General features: G+C 43.3%; 14 protein-coding genes. All 14 read right to left on the bottom strand.

Annotated features, from left to right (window positions below; genetic code table 11):
* Positions 1-194: 194 nt before the first annotated feature.
* The 14 genes from ACEN2L_RS18255 to ACEN2L_RS18190 all read right to left on the bottom strand — a co-directional run bounded on the left by ACEN2L_RS18255 (position 195) and on the right by ACEN2L_RS18190 (position 18,202).
* Complete coding sequence (locus ACEN2L_RS18255; protein WP_441745500.1) at positions 195-1,544, bottom strand: pectate lyase family protein; 1,350 nt, start codon at positions 1,542-1,544, stop codon at positions 195-197.
* Positions 1,541-2,479: a sugar kinase gene (locus tag ACEN2L_RS18250; RefSeq protein WP_441745498.1), complete on the bottom strand. Its 939-nt coding sequence runs from the start codon at positions 2,477-2,479 to the stop codon at positions 1,541-1,543. Before ACEN2L_RS18250 ends, ACEN2L_RS18255 begins: the two co-directional genes overlap by 4 nt.
* 69 nt (positions 2,480-2,548) lie before the next feature.
* Entirely contained in the window at positions 2,549-4,012 is a 1,464-nt protein-coding gene (locus tag ACEN2L_RS18245) for a mannitol dehydrogenase family protein (protein ID WP_441745496.1), read from the bottom strand.
* A gap of 5 nt (positions 4,013-4,017) precedes the next feature.
* Positions 4,018-5,445 carry a glucuronate isomerase gene (gene uxaC, locus ACEN2L_RS18240; RefSeq protein WP_441745494.1) on the bottom strand — a complete coding sequence of 476 codons (1,428 nt, stop codon included), beginning with the start codon at positions 5,443-5,445 and terminating at the stop codon, positions 4,018-4,020.
* A 22-nt stretch (positions 5,446-5,467) separates the two neighbouring features.
* Entirely contained in the window at positions 5,468-6,946 is a 1,479-nt protein-coding gene (locus ACEN2L_RS18235) for a UxaA family hydrolase (RefSeq protein WP_441745492.1), read from the bottom strand.
* A 10-nt stretch (positions 6,947-6,956) separates the two neighbouring features.
* The gene (locus ACEN2L_RS18230; protein WP_441745490.1) at positions 6,957-8,408 is read right to left on the bottom strand and encodes a glycosyl hydrolase family 28 protein; all 1,452 of its coding nucleotides are present in this window, start codon (positions 8,406-8,408) and stop codon (positions 6,957-6,959) included.
* A 310-nt stretch (positions 8,409-8,718) separates the two neighbouring features.
* Positions 8,719-9,747 carry a LacI family DNA-binding transcriptional regulator gene (locus ACEN2L_RS18225; protein WP_441745488.1) on the bottom strand — a complete coding sequence of 343 codons (1,029 nt, stop codon included), beginning with the start codon at positions 9,745-9,747 and terminating at the stop codon, positions 8,719-8,721.
* A gap of 174 nt (positions 9,748-9,921) precedes the next feature.
* The gene (locus ACEN2L_RS18220; RefSeq protein ID WP_441745486.1) at positions 9,922-10,704 is read right to left on the bottom strand and encodes an IclR family transcriptional regulator; all 783 of its coding nucleotides are present in this window, start codon (positions 10,702-10,704) and stop codon (positions 9,922-9,924) included.
* A 3-nt stretch (positions 10,705-10,707) separates the two neighbouring features.
* The gene (locus tag ACEN2L_RS18215; protein WP_441745484.1) at positions 10,708-11,997 is read right to left on the bottom strand and encodes a TRAP transporter large permease; all 1,290 of its coding nucleotides are present in this window, start codon (positions 11,995-11,997) and stop codon (positions 10,708-10,710) included.
* 5 nt (positions 11,998-12,002) lie between these two features.
* Positions 12,003-12,506 (bottom strand): TRAP transporter small permease, encoded by a 504-nt coding sequence (locus ACEN2L_RS18210; protein WP_441745482.1) that lies wholly within the window; start codon positions 12,504-12,506, stop codon positions 12,003-12,005.
* An 8-nt stretch (positions 12,507-12,514) separates the two neighbouring features.
* Positions 12,515-13,495, bottom strand: a complete 981-nt coding sequence (locus ACEN2L_RS18205; RefSeq protein ID WP_441745480.1) for a TRAP transporter substrate-binding protein — start codon at positions 13,493-13,495, stop codon at positions 12,515-12,517.
* 20 nt (positions 13,496-13,515) lie between these two features.
* Positions 13,516-14,358: a 5-dehydro-4-deoxy-D-glucuronate isomerase gene (kduI, locus tag ACEN2L_RS18200; RefSeq protein ID WP_306022298.1), complete on the bottom strand. Its 843-nt coding sequence runs from the start codon at positions 14,356-14,358 to the stop codon at positions 13,516-13,518.
* A 13-nt stretch (positions 14,359-14,371) separates the two neighbouring features.
* Complete coding sequence (gene kduD, locus ACEN2L_RS18195; RefSeq protein ID WP_306022297.1) at positions 14,372-15,136, bottom strand: 2-dehydro-3-deoxy-D-gluconate 5-dehydrogenase KduD; 765 nt, start codon at positions 15,134-15,136, stop codon at positions 14,372-14,374.
* A gap of 546 nt (positions 15,137-15,682) precedes the next feature.
* The gene (locus tag ACEN2L_RS18190; RefSeq protein ID WP_441745477.1) at positions 15,683-18,202 is read right to left on the bottom strand and encodes a glycoside hydrolase family 88 protein; all 2,520 of its coding nucleotides are present in this window, start codon (positions 18,200-18,202) and stop codon (positions 15,683-15,685) included.
* Positions 18,203-18,480: the final 278 nt, after the last annotated feature.

Raw genomic sequence — 18,480 nt, 5'->3', positions numbered from 1 at the left:
AAAACAAAGATAAAAAAATTTCTTCTCTGCCACCGGTGGCATGTTACTAATATAAAAATACCCATGTCAACAAAATGTTAAAAAATAAGTGGCTTTGTTAAATATATGAATTTACAGCAGAAGGTAACGATGAGCTAAACGCTATGAGCTCGATAACAGGGCTGTTAACGAGCTAAACAAAACTAAACCAGTGATTAAAATTGACCTAGTTTATCTATCCAGAGCTGGGTTGTATTTGGATCTGTTTCAGGTAACTCTTGAAGTGGCTTTGTGGATTTAAATTCCTTGGCGTAATTTTGCCAATTCCCAATGACTTGCAACTCTGAGTCAATAATACCATTTTGATACGTTGCGCTGCCCTGCTCTACCTCAGTCAAGATTCGCTGGTCAACCGAATCTTGAAAATAGCCTTCTCTAATACGGTTTGCCCCTACTTCTTTATCAATAATAAGTTGTTGGTAACTGTGTGTCGCAGGTACGTTGGGATCATTCAATATAAAAGATTTATCCGTAAATGGCCTGTTCACTAAGATTTCAGATTTTAATTGAATGATCTGCGTTTTTGTCATCGATTTGTCATTTTTAAACTCAACGCCCAAGGTGTTGTCAGTGCTTTTCGCTTGCTCAGAAGGCATCAGGTTGTTGGCAATAAACATCTGTCCCAGATCACTTGAACCATCAGGAAAATTGATTTGAAAGAAACGACTTTCGCCTTTTGCTGGCCCGACTTTATAGGTGTTGTTGACTAAGTTTACTCGCCCGCCCTCATTACCGTAGGTGCTGTTACTCGACCAGTTATAGATAACGTTATTTCGAATTTCCACTAACTCAGCACCAGGCTCATAATTGGGTTTTAGCCGGTAGCCATTGATACGAGGGTTGCGACTAGTATGATGAGCCATTACATTTGCAATAAAACTGGCTCGTTGCCCACCCCAAATCCCACCGTAACCGTGGTCACCTTTTTTGTGTCCTGCGTTATTAAGACTTTCACTGATAATACTGTACTGCAAAGTAAAATTTGTATTGTTATAAAAAGAAGCGACTTCATCGTTGGCCCAACTCATGGAGCAATGGTCAATAATGATGTCACTGCGGCGTTTGCCTGTCACAGCGTCCCCTTGATGGTTAGCTGAGCCCGGGCGAAAGCGCAAATAACGTATAATGACTTGGTCAGCATCTATTTGGGTTTCGGATCCGGAAACCACAATTCCTCGTGGTGAGGTTTGGCCAGCTATGGTGATAAAGTCCTCTTTAATTTCCAGAGGTTTTACTAAATCAATCACACCAGAAACATTGAAAACAACAATGCGTGGGCCTTTTGCTTTGACTGCATAACGCAAGGTACCCGGTTTGGCTTTTTCAGAATCTTCTAAAGAATCAACAACGATGACCCGACCACCTCGCCCACCCACAGTATATTTACCGTAGCCTAATGCTTCAGGAAAGGCTAATTGCGCTTCCCTGCTTGGCGTGGTGGCACTAACACAGGCACTCGCTAACACCAGCAAGACTGCAAATGCACGTCCCTTAATGGCATTCATGAAAAAATGTTCGCAGTAATAAAGCGAGTCATTTGTGCTTTATCAACAATGGCTCCCTTGTGACCGATGACAAAAGCAGCAACTTTTGCGCCAAAACCCGCCGCAAGCTGTTCGCTTTTACCTGCAAGTCGCGCAGCTAAATAGCCTCCATTGAAGGCATCGCCTGCTGCAGTGGTATCAATAACAACATCCACTTGATGTGCAGGCACGATACTGTGTTGCCCATGTGAAAAAATTTGGATGCCATGTTCACCGTTTTTAATGATCATCTCTGCCACGCCCAATTTTTCAACATGCTGGTGCACGGTTTCAATGTTTTGATGGCCATATAAGGAACGATGATCATCACAACCCGGGAACGCAATATCAGCAAGTGCATAGGCTTTATCTGTCCATTCTTGGGCTTCTTGCACTGAGGACCAGAGTTTTGGTCGATAATTAGGGTCAAAGATAATGGTCGTACCGCTGGCTTTTAGTTGCCTTACATATGCTAAAAAATCCGCTCTATCTTGTGCAGGTAAAATAGCTAAACTGATGCCTGAGAAAAACAAGCTGCCTACTTTGCTCAGGTCTGAATGAGCATTGGCTTCACTAAAGAGTGAAAAATACCCTTTAGCTGCGGAGTCACTGCGCCAATAGGCAAAACTGCGCTCGCCCTTGTCATCAGTATCAATCATGTATAAACCGAGAGTTTTTAGGCTCGTACTAAATACCAATGAAGTATCGATATCTTCGGTTTGCAGCTTTTCAATAAACTGTTCGCTGACCTTATCTTGACCAACTGCAGTCCAATAGCTAATGGTTTGTTCTGGGTTACAGCGTTTTAAATACACAGCGGTATTGTATGTATCACCAGCAAAGGTTTGGTAGTAGGTGTTTTCGCCACGGTTAGACATTTCAACCATGCATTCACCTACGATAATATGTTGTGTCATGTGACCCTATTCTCTTAGCATAAACAGAGCAACTGATCGTTATTGCCGTGTTATAAAAGTTGAAAAGGCCTAGTACAAGGCCTTAATTTGTTCGTCGATGTTAGCAGAGTTAAGCGTAGATAGACTCAGATAAGCCTCAGTAACTGACTGACTAAAGACAGAATTATTCACAAGTGAAACCGCAAAGACCTGTTCTATGTTTAGCAGTCGCGTAACATCTTCTTTTTCGTGGCCTGAGCATTGCAACCCTACGCTGATGAGTCGTTCTGCGAGTGGATCGACAATCTTAAATTGCTTGTGGGCTGCACTGACAATAAAGTGCAACCAAGCCGCTACTCCTACACATAATAAGGAGATAGGTTGACCTTGGCTTAGATTGTCTTGAATGCTGCCGAGCAATCTAAAAGGCAGTTTTTGCGAGCCGTCCCACGCAATTTGTGAGAGTAGATGTCGGATATGTTGGTTACTGTATCGCTTTAATATGGCGTCAATGTAGGCATCTACGTCTAATTCAGCAGGCGCAGAAAATGACAGCGCAACTTGTTCTTTTAGTAAAGTATTAATAAGAGTAAAAAGCGCTGGGTGACTGATGGCTTGATTGACCGTTTCAAAGCCACAACGTAGTCCAAGATACGCCAATGTAGAATGACTGCCATTTAACAAACGTAATTTTGCTTTCTCGTAACCACTCACATCTTGCGTAAAGGTCACACCAACTTTATCCCATGCAGGACGCGGTCCACTGAAATTATCTTCGATAACCCACTGAGTAAACGCCTCTCGCTGAATCGGCCAATTGTCTTGTAACTTAATCGCATTGGCTACGCGAGCACGTAATTCGTCATTACTGGCAGGCGTAATACTGTCAACCATGGTGTTTGGAAAACACACATGGTGTGTGATCCATTGGGCCAACTGCATATCAATATTTTCAGCAAAACGGATGATTGCTCGGCCCAGTTTGCTGCCATTATCCGCTAGGTTGTCACAACTCATAATCGTCAAATCAGCAGTGTTATTTTGCATTCTTTGCTGCAAAGCCAAGGTTAATAAACCAATAGCACTGATGGGGCATGTGGGATTTTTTAGGTCGTGCACAACATCATTATTGCCAACATCAAGTTCACCTTCACCGTTTAGGCAATAGCCTTTTTCGGTCACGGTTAAACTGACTATATGAGTACTCGGAGCAACAAGTCGCTGCATGACTTGTTCACGCTGCTCACCTAATACTAACACTTCTTTGATGGCACTGATAACTTGATAGCTTGGCTGCTCATCAATAATTGCCAGCGTATAAATATTATCCTGCTCGGCTAATTCATCTCTTACGCCAGTGCTGCGCATCGATACCGCACAAATTCCCCAATCACCGCCAAACTCCATGGCGTTATCGGTATAAACGGCTTGATGAGCGCGATGAAAGGCGCCAGGCCCTAAATGCACAATACCAATCTGACGTTCAAGGGCGGCTTGATTGAACCGCACTTCTGCTGATAAGTGACCTAAACTGCCTTTGTTTAATTGCTGCATAGGGCTTATTTATCCAACTTGTAGGCTTTTTTAGCCAGGTTGTACGTTAAATCGAAGGCAAGCTCTACACCTTCATCTTCATTAATACGATGTTGTGAAATTAACTCTGCTAAAAAGCGGCAATCGATTCGCCGTGCTACATCATGACGTGCGGGGATGGATAAAAACGCGCGAGTATCGTCGTTAAAACCCACTGTATTATAAAAACCGGCGGTTTCTGTCACTTGATGACGAAAACGCAACATCCCTTCTGGACTATCATGAAACCACCAAGCGGGCCCAAGCTTCAAACAGGGATAATGACCCGCTAAAGGCGCTAATTCACGGGCATAAGTGGTTTCATCCAAGGTAAACAAAATCACGCTTAAACGCGGATCATTACCATATTTATCTAACATGGGCTTAAGTGCCTGCACATATTCGGTTTGTGATGGAATATCTGCCCCTTTATCACGGCCAAAATGGTCAAAAATAATAGGGTTATGGTTTCTAAATGCTCCGGGATGTATTTGCATTACCATGCCATCTTCAGCGCTCATCCCCGCAAGTTCAGTTAGCATTTGCGCTCTAAAAAGCTCTTGTTGTGCTTCGTTAGAGTGGCCACTTAAACACGTAGCAAACAAGCTTTCACACTGACTTACCGACAAATTAGCGGTACGCGCAGTAGGATGGCCATGGTCGGTGGCTGTTGCGCCTAATTTTCTGAAATACTCACGACGTAGTCGAATGGCTTGTAAGTAACCCTGCCAAGATTGAGTATCTTGGCCAGTTAGCGCTGCTAATTTTTTTACGTTGGCAATAAAGTCTTCACGAGAAGCATCTACCACATCATCAGGCCTAAAACTGGTGATCACGCGATGTTGCATCACGCTGCCCTGCATCGCTTGGTGATGCGGCAAAGTATCAAGGGCACCTTCTGTGGTGCAAATAAGCTCAATATTGAAACGGTCCATCAAGGCGCGAGGTCTAAATGCCGCGGAGCTTAATTTTTCAGTGATCTCATCGTAATATTTATCAGCGGTCTTAGCGCTTAATAATTCGCGCATGCCAAATACATCGTGAAAAACGGTGTCTAGCCACATGCGTGAGGGCGTACCGCGAAACAAGTAATAATGTTTGGCCAATATGTGCCAAATTTTTCGAGGATCTTGTTCGACCGCAGCACCATCTTGACGACGAATACCTAAAGATTCTAGTGAGATCCCTTGGCTGTACAACATCCGAAAAACGTAATGGTCAGGACGGATTAATAATTCAGTGGCGTTACCAAAGGCTTCATCTTGGGCAAACCATCGCGGATCAGTATGACCATGGGGACTGATGATGGGCAAATCTTTTATCTGAGCATACAGATTGCGTGCAATCGCTCTGACTTTTTCATCCGCTGGAAATAAGCGGTCAGGATGAAGATGTAATGTTGTTGAGTTAACCATTGAAGGCTCCTTATTAATTTGATTAGAGCGTAACGCCACGCTTCCAGATTGCGATTTCACGACAATCGTTTACTTCATTTTTGGTTGTTTGACCTGAGGCAAACTTGAGAATTTGAGCAAAGAATTGCTCAGCGCAATCATCCATACTCACGCCATCGAGTACGATGCCGGCATTGAAATCAATCCAATGGGGTTTGTGTTGGGCTAGTTCACTGTTTGAGGAAATTTTCACCGTGGGAACCGGAAAACCAAGTGGCGTGCCGCGGCCAGTAGTAAATAACACAAAATGTGCACCACTAGCAGCCAACGCGGTAGATGACACCGCATCGTTACCGGGTGCCTGCAATAAAACTAAGCCTTTACTGCTGGCGGCTTGACCGTAATCAAGCACTTGATTAACAATGGCTTGCCCGCCTTTTTGAATAGCGCCAAGTGATTTTTCTTCCAGTGTAGTAAGGCCCCCGGCTTTATTACCAGGCGATGGGTTTTCATAGATGGGCTGGTTATGATCAATAAAGTACTGCTTGAACTCATTGACTAAATCAACAATTTGCCCAAACACCGCGCTGTTAGTAGCCCGATTCATTAGTATTTGTTCAGCTCCAAACATTTCAGGTGTTTCAGTGAGGATTGCTGTGCCACCTATTTCGGTAATTTTGTCTGCCATGCGGCCAACCAATGGGTTGGCGGTAATGCCACTAAATGCATCTGAACCACCGCACTTCATACCCAGTACCAACTCGCTAGCGGGACAAGGCACCCTTTTGTCTTGTGCTAATAAAGGCAACATTTCTGCAATAGCATTAATACCCTCTTCGATTTCATCACCTACTTGCTGCGAATTATAGAAACGCAGTCGTGCAGGATCGTACTCACCAGCTTGTTCTAACAAAGCCGCCATTTGATTGTTTTCACATCCTAAACCAACTACCAACACTGCACCTGCATTCGGGTGTGTTAACAAAGAGGCTAAAATGGCACGGGTATCTTTTAAATCATCCCCTAATTGCGAACACCCGAAGGGATGAGTAAAGGCAACAAAAGCATCAGCCTGACCAAAAAAACGCTGGCTGCACAATTGTGCAATACGTTGTGCCGTACGATTTACACAGCCTACTGTATTGATGATCCATACTTCATTACGAATACCCACTTTCCCGTTACTACGCCGAAAACCATTAAAGGTATATTGACAATCGTCAATTGAGGGCTGAATTTCGATCGGATTGTATTGATACTGAGTACCATCTTTTAAATTGGTTTTGAGGTTATGACTGTGAACATGGCTTCCCGCTTTGGCGGTTTCAGTCATCCCCCCAATTTCGAAACCGTACTTAATGACTTTGTCATTTACGGCCAAATCGACCAAGGCCACTTTGTGCCCGCGGGGAATATCATTAATTAAATGTAAATTAAATTCTGCAAAGGCCTCGCCTTTACTTAGGTCTCGTGTTGCTACTGCAACATTATCGTTACCATGAATTTTTAATAAGGGCTTCATTTTATCTACCTTAAGCGGTCACTAAATCTTTGGCTAATAGCGGCATATCACCGATGAATACCTCATCTAAAGTGAAGTGTTTGACATGCTCAACTATGTTGGGCAATTTCACATTTTTAAAATGGCAGTCCGAAAGATGGATACCCACAATAGGGGCGCGCTCAAACCCCTTAATAAAAAAGGCATGGGCCGCATTTTCTACAGTAAGTTTATTTATATGAATATTGCGAACTTGTGGGTCAAATTGTCCGGCGTCCCCTTCTTCGTAATAAAAATTAATCACAATGGCATCCCTTACTTCACCAATTTGCACATTATTGATGTAGATATTTTCGATGAGTCCGCCACGCACTGAATTTGTTTTAATACGGATAGCTCTTTCAAGTTCTGGACTACTCATCTCACAATCGTGCATAAAGATATTACGCGCACCTCCAGAGATTTCACTTCCTATTACCATACCGCCGTGACCGTCCTTCATCTTACAATTTCTGACTAACACATTCTGAATGGGTAAATTTAGGCGGCGGCCATCGGCATTGCGCCCTGACTTAAGGGCAATACAGTCATCACCCGTGTCAAAGGTACATCCTTCAATTAATACCCTGTTACACGACTCGGGGTCACAGCCATCATTATTGGGCCCGTGGCTACGACACGTGACATTTCTGACGGTTACATCTTCACACATCACAGGATTGATAAGCCAAAAAGGCGATTGGGTTAAGGTTACCCCCTCTATTAACACTTTTTTGCATGCATAGGTTTGAATCATGGGGGGACGTAAATACGCACCTTGGGCATACATACGCTTTTCAACGGGGACACCGTTTTCGGCATCCTCGAACAATTGATCGCGCCCTGCTTTTTGATGTTTATTGTCTTTTACCGCGCTCCAATGAGACTCTTTATGGGGGCCCTTCCATGGCCACCATGTGTCGTTGTCAGCACCACCATGGATTAAACCGTTGCCAGTTATGGCGATATTCTCTTGTTGGTATGCATAGATAAGTGGCGAATAACCCATTAACTCAACCCCCTCCCAACGCGTCAGCACTGCTGGCAAATAACGCTCTGGCTCTGGTATAAAAAACAAAGTGGAGTTATCCGCTAAGTGCAAATTAACATTGGATTTTAAATGGATTGGACCGGTTAAGTAATCACCAGCGGGCACAACAACGCGACCACCACCGGCAACAAAGCAGGCTTCAATGGCATTCGCAAAGGCTAACGTATTGTCGTGTTGTTTGTCACCCAATGCACCAAAAGCTTGCACATTGAAATCTTTATCTGGAAAAGAGGTTTGAGCGACACTATCCAATACGGCATTACTTAAGGTTTCAAACTGCTGTTGGCTGAATCGTGCTGCTGCAAATGACTTATTCGATTGACTGACACAGCCAGGTAACGCGGCAAGCACACACAGGCTTAGGGTTGATTTCAGAAATTGTCGTCTTAGCATCAGGCTCTACTTCCTCTTGTTTTCAATAAATGTAGCGTCAATTAATCGAATAAAACTTGCATTGTTTACATACATAAATGGCTTATTGTCTCTCTTGCTTGCCACCGGTGGCATTTTATTGTGTTAAAATTCTGTTGTCAATTAACTAATATGAGCAACCCACGAATACTGATAAACCAGCAAAATCAGTCATTTCCCTTGTGTGAAGGGCTCCAATACCAGGTGCAAATTAGCCTAGGCTGAATATTGATATTTAGTTAAATGTTAAATTTAGGTTAGCGGTTTAAGCCCACTCTCCTACTTGTGATTCTTACGCTTTTACTGCGCTCGTAGACTCTCGTATTATTAAATGGGGTTTAACCAAAAAGTCACTTTCTGGGCCTTGATTTTTCACTTTCTCAATAGATTGAATAATTTTATGCGCTGCCAACGAGGCCATTGCGCCCACAGGTCTTTGAATTGTGGTTAAAGAAGGAATAATGCGAGAGGCCAACAAGTTGTCATCAAAGCCGGCTATGGATAATTCTTCTGGTACCTTTATACCTAACTGTACCGCAGCCTTTAATACTCCTGCTGCCATCTCATCGTTATTTGCAAATATGGCAGTGGGACGACGCGGGTGTTGCAACAAGGTCATAGCACAATCGATACCACTTTGGTAGGAGTTTTCACCCTCAATGACAAGTTCATCATTTAAAGCCAGTGTTAACTGGGCAAGAGAGTCACGAAAACCTTCTAGTCGTTCAATGGATGAGTAGTAATGTAAGGGGCCCGTAATAAAACCAATATCTCTGTGACCTAAAGAGTGCATGTAGCGCGCCATTTCACTCATGGCCGCCCGTTCATCTGATACCACGATATTAGTATGGTCGTCTAAATCAACGGAGGCCATACGCACATAACACAAGCCAGCTTCTCGTAAAGCGGCAGCCAAATCTTTAGATTCAGAAACGGGCGGTAGCACGATGACGCCATCAATACTTGAACGGCGGATGAAATTGAGACAATTTTGCACTAAATCAGCACTGTGATATTTACAAGGATGAACAACTAATTCGTAGCCTTTTTTTGAACAAATATCCAACACTCCTCGTTGAACTTGGTCGATATACAACGCATCAGGGTTATCGTAAATCAAGCCTAATAAATAGGAGCGACTCGACGCTAAGCCCCTCGCCTGCTTATCGGGCGAATAGTCTAAGCGTTTTATAACGGCTTGGATGATCTCTAAGGTTTTGGCGCCAACGTTTGTTGAACCATTGATAACACGGGAAACGGTACGTTTCGATACCCCTGCTTCTCTGGCTACGTCATTAATAGTTGGCTTTTTTTCACTCATTAGTGTTCCTTGATTCATGCCAGCACCTTATTGACCCTCAATAGCACAAGCAACTAAAACGCAAAATTTACTTATTGTGAAATAACTTGACACCTTTAAGCAAATTTTTCTTTAAAAACAGACGTTTAATTAAGCATATCCATAATAATTAACTTAAAACGTCTCATTAAATCCTTACCCTGTTTTACTTCTTTGTTCCGCTTCTAGCTGATAAGCATCTTTATATATGGCATTGGCAGCTTCCTTAACCTGCGCAGCAAAATGGGGTATCTGCGCTTTGGTAAACGAGCTAGCGGGTGCAGTAATACCGATTGCGGCGACAACTACTCCACGGTTGTCGCGCACAGGAGCAGCAACACAACGCACGTCGGGATGGTACTCTTGATCATCTACTGCGTAACCCAGAGCCATGACTTTCTGCAACTCTTTGCGTAATCCTTCTACTTCTGTAATGGTATTCGCAGTACATTTCTCCATGGGCTTGTCGGCAAATATTAAGTCCAGATTGTCATAATACAAAAAGGCTAAAAATATTTTACCGGTTGAAGAGCAATGCATGAGTGCGCGCATACCGGGTCGACTCGCCACTTTTAAAGGATGTGGGCTGTCAAATACTTCAACGATCAAAGCACTACCATGATGAGGAACGGCTAAGTGAGCAGTATGGCCCGTTTTTAACGCGAGCCGCTGTACATGAGGGATCGCTATTTGATGTAAACGATCGGCACTTATTACCTGCAAACCAATGTTCATCAAATCAGCACCACAGAAATATTTCTTTTCTTTTTTCTCTAGCATTTGTTGGGCACACAATGTACGTAACAAACGAAACACCGTGGTACGAGGCAAGCCTAAAGCCGTTTCAATTTGTTGAGATGTCATGCCTTTGTCGTGTTTTGCTAATAACCGCATAACTTCACACGCATGTACAACACCAGGTATTAAATAACGTTCCATAAATTACAATCCTAACCAACGAGGAAAAGCTTCACTTACCCATGGTACATAAGTTACCAACATCAAAACAACAAACATGGCAAAGTACAGGGGAATAAGCGGTTTTATAATATTTTCTAATTTAGTTTTAGCGATAGCACAGGTAACAAATAGCACCGCACCTACTGGCGGCGAGCAAAGCCCAATCGATAAATTGAGGACCATCATGATACCAAACTGCAGAGGTGACATGCCTAATTCCATTGCCACCGGTAAAAAGATGGGGGTAAAAATAAGCACGGCCGGCGTCATATCCAAAAACGCACCCACCACAATCAACACTAAATTAATAATGAGTAAAATGATGATGGGGTTGTCGCTAAGTTCGAGTAAAAACTGGCTAAAGGTTTGCGGAATATTTTCAAAAGACAATAACCACGACATCGCTGTCGAAGCACCGATGAGCAATAATACGATGGCAGTGGTTTCCGCTGACTTTAATAACAAGGCCGGAAACTCACTCATTTTTACTTCACGGTAAACGCCCATTGATAGCAACATTGAATACAACACCGCAATGGCACCTGCCTCAGTAGCCGTAAACACTCCACCGATAATGCCCCCAATAACTATAAAGATTAAAAATAAACTGGGTACTGCGGCTAAGGTTTTCTTTACCACGATTGCCATTGGTAGACGGTCGCCCGTGGGGTAACCTTTACGTTTTGCATATATAACGCACACTATCATCAACGCTAAGCCCACTAATATGCCGGGTAAATACCCCGCCATAAATAGAGCCGCAATGGAAACACCTCCACTGGCAATGGCGTAAATAATAAGGATATTGCTGGGTGGAATTAGCATACCAGTGGTTGCAGCGGCAGCAGTGACAGCTGCACTGAAATTGGGGTCGTAGCCTTTTTTCTTCATTTCAGGCAACATAAAACTGCCAATGGCGGATGTTGCAGCAACCGCAGAGCCAGAAATGGCGCCAAATAACATACACGACACCACATTCACTAGGGCTAAGCCGCCAGGTAGAGCGCCGATGAGGGCCATCGCGCATTCGATGAGTCTTTTAGCAATACCGCCGCGGCCCATTATCATGCCAGAGAGCACAAAAAAGGGAATGGCAAGTAAGGCAAAACTGTTCAAGCCCCCTGCCATCCTCTGGGCCATTGTTGTGACCGCAGGCGTAAGGTCCATGCTCATTAGCATGGTCACCAACGTGGCAATCCCAATACTGAAAGAAATCGGCACCGATAAAATCAATAATACAAAAAACACCAAAAGTAGAACAAACGCTGTCATGCCCATTACACAGTATCCTTAGTATTAATTTCGATAATTTTACCCTTGTACAAATCCACTAAATTAGCCAGTGAATAGATAATTAACAGACAGCCTGAGATAGGGACAATAGCGTACACCACCCCCATATTGACGCTTAATGCTGCAGAAATTTGGTTAAGCTCCATAGTCAGTTCAACCAGTTCGCTACCACCAAATACCAATACTAAGGCCGAAAATACAATGACCAAAAGTTGTATGAGAATGAGAGTGAGTTTTTTGGGCTTGTCAGCCATTTTGTCTAATACAATGTTAAGTCCAAGGTGACTGTTGGTGCGATAAGCGTAGACCGCGCCTAATAGACCCACCCATATCAATAAAAAGCGCGCCAATTCTTCGGTCACTGAACTGGGATCTTTTAGCAGGTAACGGGACACAACTTGCCAACTTACTGCCAACAAAATACACAGCATGACCCCAATCAGTGCCCCTGCGAGTGTTTTATCTAAATATTTGAGTATGGAATTCATCACTTAGCCTACATTTTTTCAATTTGTTGCATAATGTCGCCCACAGGGGTGCCAGCAAATGATTGATGAAAATCAACCACCGCATCTCTAAACAGCTGTTTGTTTGGGTAGATGACTTCAACCCCTGCCGCTTTTACTGCCGCAAGTGCTTCATCAGACGCCTCTTGCCACAACTGTTTTTGATACTCAACTGAGTCGGCCATCGCTAGGCTTAACCATTGTTGTTGCTCAGGCGTTAAGCTATTCCAAACGGCTAAACTGGCCAGCATGACATCCGGCACCGAGGTGTGTTCGTCTAAGGTGTAGTAACGCGAAATTTCATAATGACGGGACAAAAAGTAACTGGGAGGATTATTCTCAGCGCCATCTACCACACCTTGTTGCAGTGCGGTATAAAGCTCACCCCATGATACCGGCGTGGCGGCCCCACCTAAGGCTTGCACCGTTTTTACCGCAGTGGGGCTATTTAGCACCCGAATTTTTTTGCCTTTTAAATCGGCTGGGGTATGCACTGGTGTGTCGGTGGTATAAAAGCTTCGACTGCCAGCATCGTAATACCCTAAACCTTTTAATCTAACTTTCTCGGAGCCTTGTAACAGAGACTTACCTAACTCACTGTTTAAGACCGTCCAAAAATGTTGCCGATCCCGAAAAACATAAGGAATGCTAAACAACTGCATTTCGGGCACAAAACCTTCTAACGGGCTAGCTGACACTTTGGTCATGGCTAAACTACCGATTTGTAGTAGTTCAACCATTTCTCGCTCTGAGCCCAGTTGACTGCTGGGATAGATAATCACTTTCATTTTACCTTCTGAGTAAAAATCCAGCCTTTGACCTAAATACACCATGGCTTTGTGCACTGTGTGCTGCGTATCTAGCGAGTGCCCTAGACGTAAAATGACGGTATCGTCGGTTTTACTGCATGCACTTAACATAGAAATTAAGACCACTAGCGCAGTACATGCACCCAGCCTGAAGTACCTCATTTTATTCTCTCCAGTAAATATTAACGTAATTGATCGGCTTGGTATTTATCCATGTCATCGTAATCGAGATTTTCACCCGCCATCCCCCAAATAAAGGCATAGTTTCCTGTTCCTACCCCGCAATGAATTGACCATGGAGGTGATATCACCGCGTTTTCATTGGCCACCCAAATATGACGAGTTTCTTTGGGCTCCCCCATAAAATGGCACACCGCTTGGTGTTCGGCTAAATCAAAATAAAAATACACTTCGTTGCGTCTATCATGTTGATGAGCTGGCATGGTATTCCACACACTGCCCTGTGCCAGTCGGGTTAAGCCCATTTGCAATTGACAGGTTTCAACTACGGTATTAATCAGAAGCTGATTGATATCTCTTTCGTTACAGGTTGCTTGGCTACCTAGATGCAACACATTGGCATCCGATTTACCCACTTTTTTATGAGGAAAAGCGTGATGAGCCGGGGTTGAATTAAGGTAAAAACGGGCTGGATTTTTTGCATCGACCGAGCTAAAACTGACTGACTCTGTGGTTTGCCCAACGTACAAGGCTTCTTCTTTGGCCAACTCAAACGATTCATCGCCCACTTTAATCACACCGGCACCGCCGATATTGATAATGCCCAACTCGCGCCGGGCAAGAAAGTGAGCGGATTTAAGTGGGTCGATTGTTTCTAATACTAGCACTTGCGTAACAGGAACCGCGCCGCCCACCATAAAGCGCTCATAATGACTGTATACCCAATTAATATGATCTGACTGCATACAGTTATCGACTAAGAACTCTTGTCTTAGCTGTTCGGTGTCATACGCTTTAACTTCTCTTTGACCCACTGCATAACGCACTTGATATTGTGTTGTCATTTTCACTAACTCCTTATCTGGCCAACCAACCACCATCAACCGCCATAATATGGCCATTGAGGTAATCACTTGCGCGACTGGCTAAAAATACGGCTGCGCCATTCAAATCTGTTGGTTCACCCCAACGACCAGCAGGAATTCGCTGTGTAATTTCTTTATTACGCACTTCATTATTTTGTAAGGCCGTGGTGTTGTCAGTTTTAAAGTATCCAGGCGCAATAGCATTAACCTGAATATTGAACTGCCCCCATTCGTTGGCTAAGGCTTTTGTTAAACCAGCAATAGCGTGTTTACTTGCCGTGTAAGCAGGTACTGTCATGCCTCCGCTGTAAGACAACATTGAGGCGATATTAATGATTTTGCCGTGCTTTTTCTCAATCATATCTTTACCGACTAACTGGCTTAATATAAAGGCAGAATCAAGGTTTACTTGCATCACACGGCGCCATTCTGCCATGGGATAATCAACAGCGGCTTGGCGAAATATCGTACCGCCGTTATTAATTAAGATATCAATACCGCCGGACAAGGCTTTTGCATCATCGGCTAATTGACGCACCGCTGTTTCATTACTTAAATCTGCCGCAAGTCCCATCGCGGTGCCGCCTGCGCTTTTTATCATCGAAATCGTTTCGTCACAGCCATTCGCCTGCGAGCTGGCACAGATCACTTTGGCCCCTGCTTCTGCAAGCCCGACTGCTATGGCTTGGCCTAAACCTCGACTAGCACCGGTGACTAAAGCCCATTTATGTTCTAAAGAAAAAGCTGACAAATTCATTTATAGATTCCTGTAACTAAAATTGAGCCCATAGTATGTCCTCAACTCAATTCCTTTGGCGACAATTTAGTTCATATACAAATATTAATGTTCAAATGTGAACATAATTTTTCTAATTAACCACAAACCGCTAAGCTATCGATTGCATCACTTTAATTTAACAACTCAATTACAATGAGCGTCATTTTTTGCCACCGGTGGCAATTTGTCAACCACTTTTTTATTTTTGTTTAGAAAGTCTGTCTGCCCAATAGTGACGCAGCCAATAAAAACGTCAGTTAAAAAGCTCTGTTAGAATTTTGGCGGATAAACGCAAGAGTGAAAGTGTTTCATACATATAATTAACAAATTTTGTGTATGAAACGTGACGAAAAAATTGCTGATTTGGGTGTTGCTGATGAGGTCTTATCTGACTAGATTACGAAAACAGATATATCAGATAAGTGGGGCTTGCCTGCTGAGGCTTCGGAAAACCTCAGCAAACCAATACTAAAATAACAGCAAATAACCATTCAATATGGGGGGTATTGATCCGCCGTACACCACTTATTGATTAAGCATTTTAGCTATCTCTATGCCTGTTAAAATAAACACAAAATTACCTTTTAAGTCATTATTGACCATTGGCTCACTCATGTAATAGTCATAGCTACCGTCTCGACCAAAACCCAGGCCTGCAACATAACATTGGTTAGTCATACTCACGCTGCCGTCAGCATGTACCAGTATAAATTCATTGAGTAGGCCTTGATAGGCGTGTTTGGCAACGTCGTTGTATCGTTTGGGTAAATATCCGTTTGAGGTAGCTTTTGCAAAAAAATAGGTAAACATCGCTGAAGCCGACGATTCCCGGTAATTGCCTGGTGCATGGGGCTTATCCATAACCTGCCACCAGGTATACGTTTCCTTATCTTGGTATTCAAGCAGTGTCTCGGCCAATTCGCTGATCATATCCAGTAACACTTGTCTGTGTTCGAGGTTTTCTGCGGGGATATAGTCCAACACGTCGACAAGAGCCAGCGCTAACCAACCTACTCCTCTCCCCCAAAAATTGGGTGACAAGCCATTTTCAGGATTCGCCCACGACTGTTGTTTTGATTCATCCCAACCGTGGTAATACAGGCCAGTATTCGGATCACGCAAATATTTACGAGTAAGTTTGAATTCATTCACTACTTCATCAAAGCTGCTACCGTTTTCAAATAAGGCAGAATATTCTGCTAAAAAAGGCATTCCCATATAAACGCCATCAAGCCATAACTGATTCTCATAGATTTTTTTATGCCAAAACGCCCCCTCAGATGTTTTGGGCTGTAGTTCGAGTTGATGGCGCAATATGTCAGCCGCTTTTTTGTATTTTTCTTCACCCGTTGTTTGATAAAGGCGCAAAACAGCTCTGCCTGGTGCAACAGAATCAATATTAAAATTCTCTAATTTGTATTGATGAATGTTTCCATCTTCCTGAATATAAGAAGCGGTAACCTGGTGCAGAACATCACCATAACGAGGCGCGTTTAATGCAAGCGACAATTCGTCGTAAGCAAGGGGGGTTAAGCCAACAATATCATATTCAAATTTAGGTTTTCGCTGGCGATTAACATCCCAGCCATCGTAGTGGTAACTCAAGGTTTTACGCTCTAATTCTGAATCAGCTAAACGCTGACTCCACACTAACGCTTGCTGCGCGGTCAATTCTACTTTTTGTTCCACAGTGCTCAACTTAGTCTTTAGGCGCTGCCTTTGAGGTAAGGTAAGCTTTTCTGCCTCTTGGATTAGATATTGTTCAAAACTTTGAATATCATCGATTCCACTTTCTGGTGCCCATACTGCAGCAAAATAATAATTTAATTCATGTGCTTGGTTGTTTGCTGCGACGGGCTTGCCTTTTGGATGTAACACCGCAATGTAGTTTTTATCATCTTCGGTAGTCTTGTCTAAATCTTCTTTTCTGAAAAATACCGCCATACCGAGATTTGAATCATCAAGGCTTTGTTTTCCCCAGCTTGCTATGTAGGTATAGGCCTTACCGGTTATATCCATATCTCCTGTAATCAACGTTGTATTGGGATGTTTTACAAGGCCTACAGCAAAGGTTTTAACCGGTTTGGTAAAATCCAGTTGAACATCGGCCAATCGGCTGCCAGCAACCATTGAAAAAGCAGCATTAAAGTCTTGTTTACCGATATCGCTTTGCCAACCGTTATAATGAATTTTAAAGGCGGAGCGCAAGTCACCATTTTCAAGAATTTCAGCACTTAAGCTATCCGTTTTTTGAATCAATGAAATCTGCTCGTTGTGCCATAGTCCAAATCCACCTGCACCAAGCGAGTTCCCAACCTTCAGGATATCCATTCCCCAGTTTTGCTTGTGATGATAAGCTTCATAGTCTTCAGTTCCAACTTGTTGCAATACCGGCTCAGGTATCAACTTTCCGAATATATCAAAGCCATTGCGCCAATCTAAATAGATGCGATAACCCACTTTATTTGACTCAATCCCAGGCCCTTCATAACGGATCCAATTTGAATGGTCCGTGTATTGCGATGGTGGAGTCACCGACTGAACATTTTGAAACGTCCCGCCAACATATTCCTGAAAGTCGCTATCAGGTTGTTTTGAGTGAGCAACCCACTCCCCGCCTGTTTTAATCGATATTTCGGCTTGCGTTAATTTGGTTTGGCCAACAGACATACTTGGGCTACCCAAAGATACGTCATAGCTTTTAACGGCTGTTGCTTCTAAATCTGTCAAAAACAATATGCCATCTGTCGTACCATCTAAATCCCAATCTACTTGCTGAGTGCTCACAGGTTTGCCAGCGTCACTAACAAATAAGCCCGTTTCAGCTTGTTTATCGCTAAGCCCAAGATCGTAATAACTCACATAATTGGCGTGTTGTTCACGGTTAAATTCTGAGGGATTCTGTAGTTCAATGTTGGCGACCACAACCGCCTTATCATTCGCCTCAGCTTGGGTAGCTTGACCCTGAGTAGTGGGTTTGCCGCATGCCGTCAGCGCAAGACATGCTAAGGTTACAGCTGACAATTTTATTTGCCTTTGACTCATCACAAATGTGTCTCCTAAGGGGTAGCTCATTTTGAATACCATAGGTATTAACGTTAATTTTTTAAACCGCCAAGACACATTTTCGGAAGACTATTCTTTCTTGTGTATAAAATGCGCTTGCCACCGGTAGCACATGAAATTATCACTGGGCTATTTCCACTGTCAATCAATACTCGTTTTTTTGTTAAATTTATTAACATAGGAATTAGCAAGCTTGTCACGGTGGTAACTTTCACGAATATAGCAGAACAAATCGCTAAATTGAGTTTTCCACTAAG

The organism is Flavobacterium sp. W21_SRS_FM6, from assembly GCF_052119645.1.
Classification (GTDB): Bacteria; Pseudomonadota; Gammaproteobacteria; order Enterobacterales; family Alteromonadaceae; genus Paraglaciecola.
Note: the sequence above shows the minus strand (reverse complement) of the source record. Positions and strands in the feature narration are given on the sequence as shown.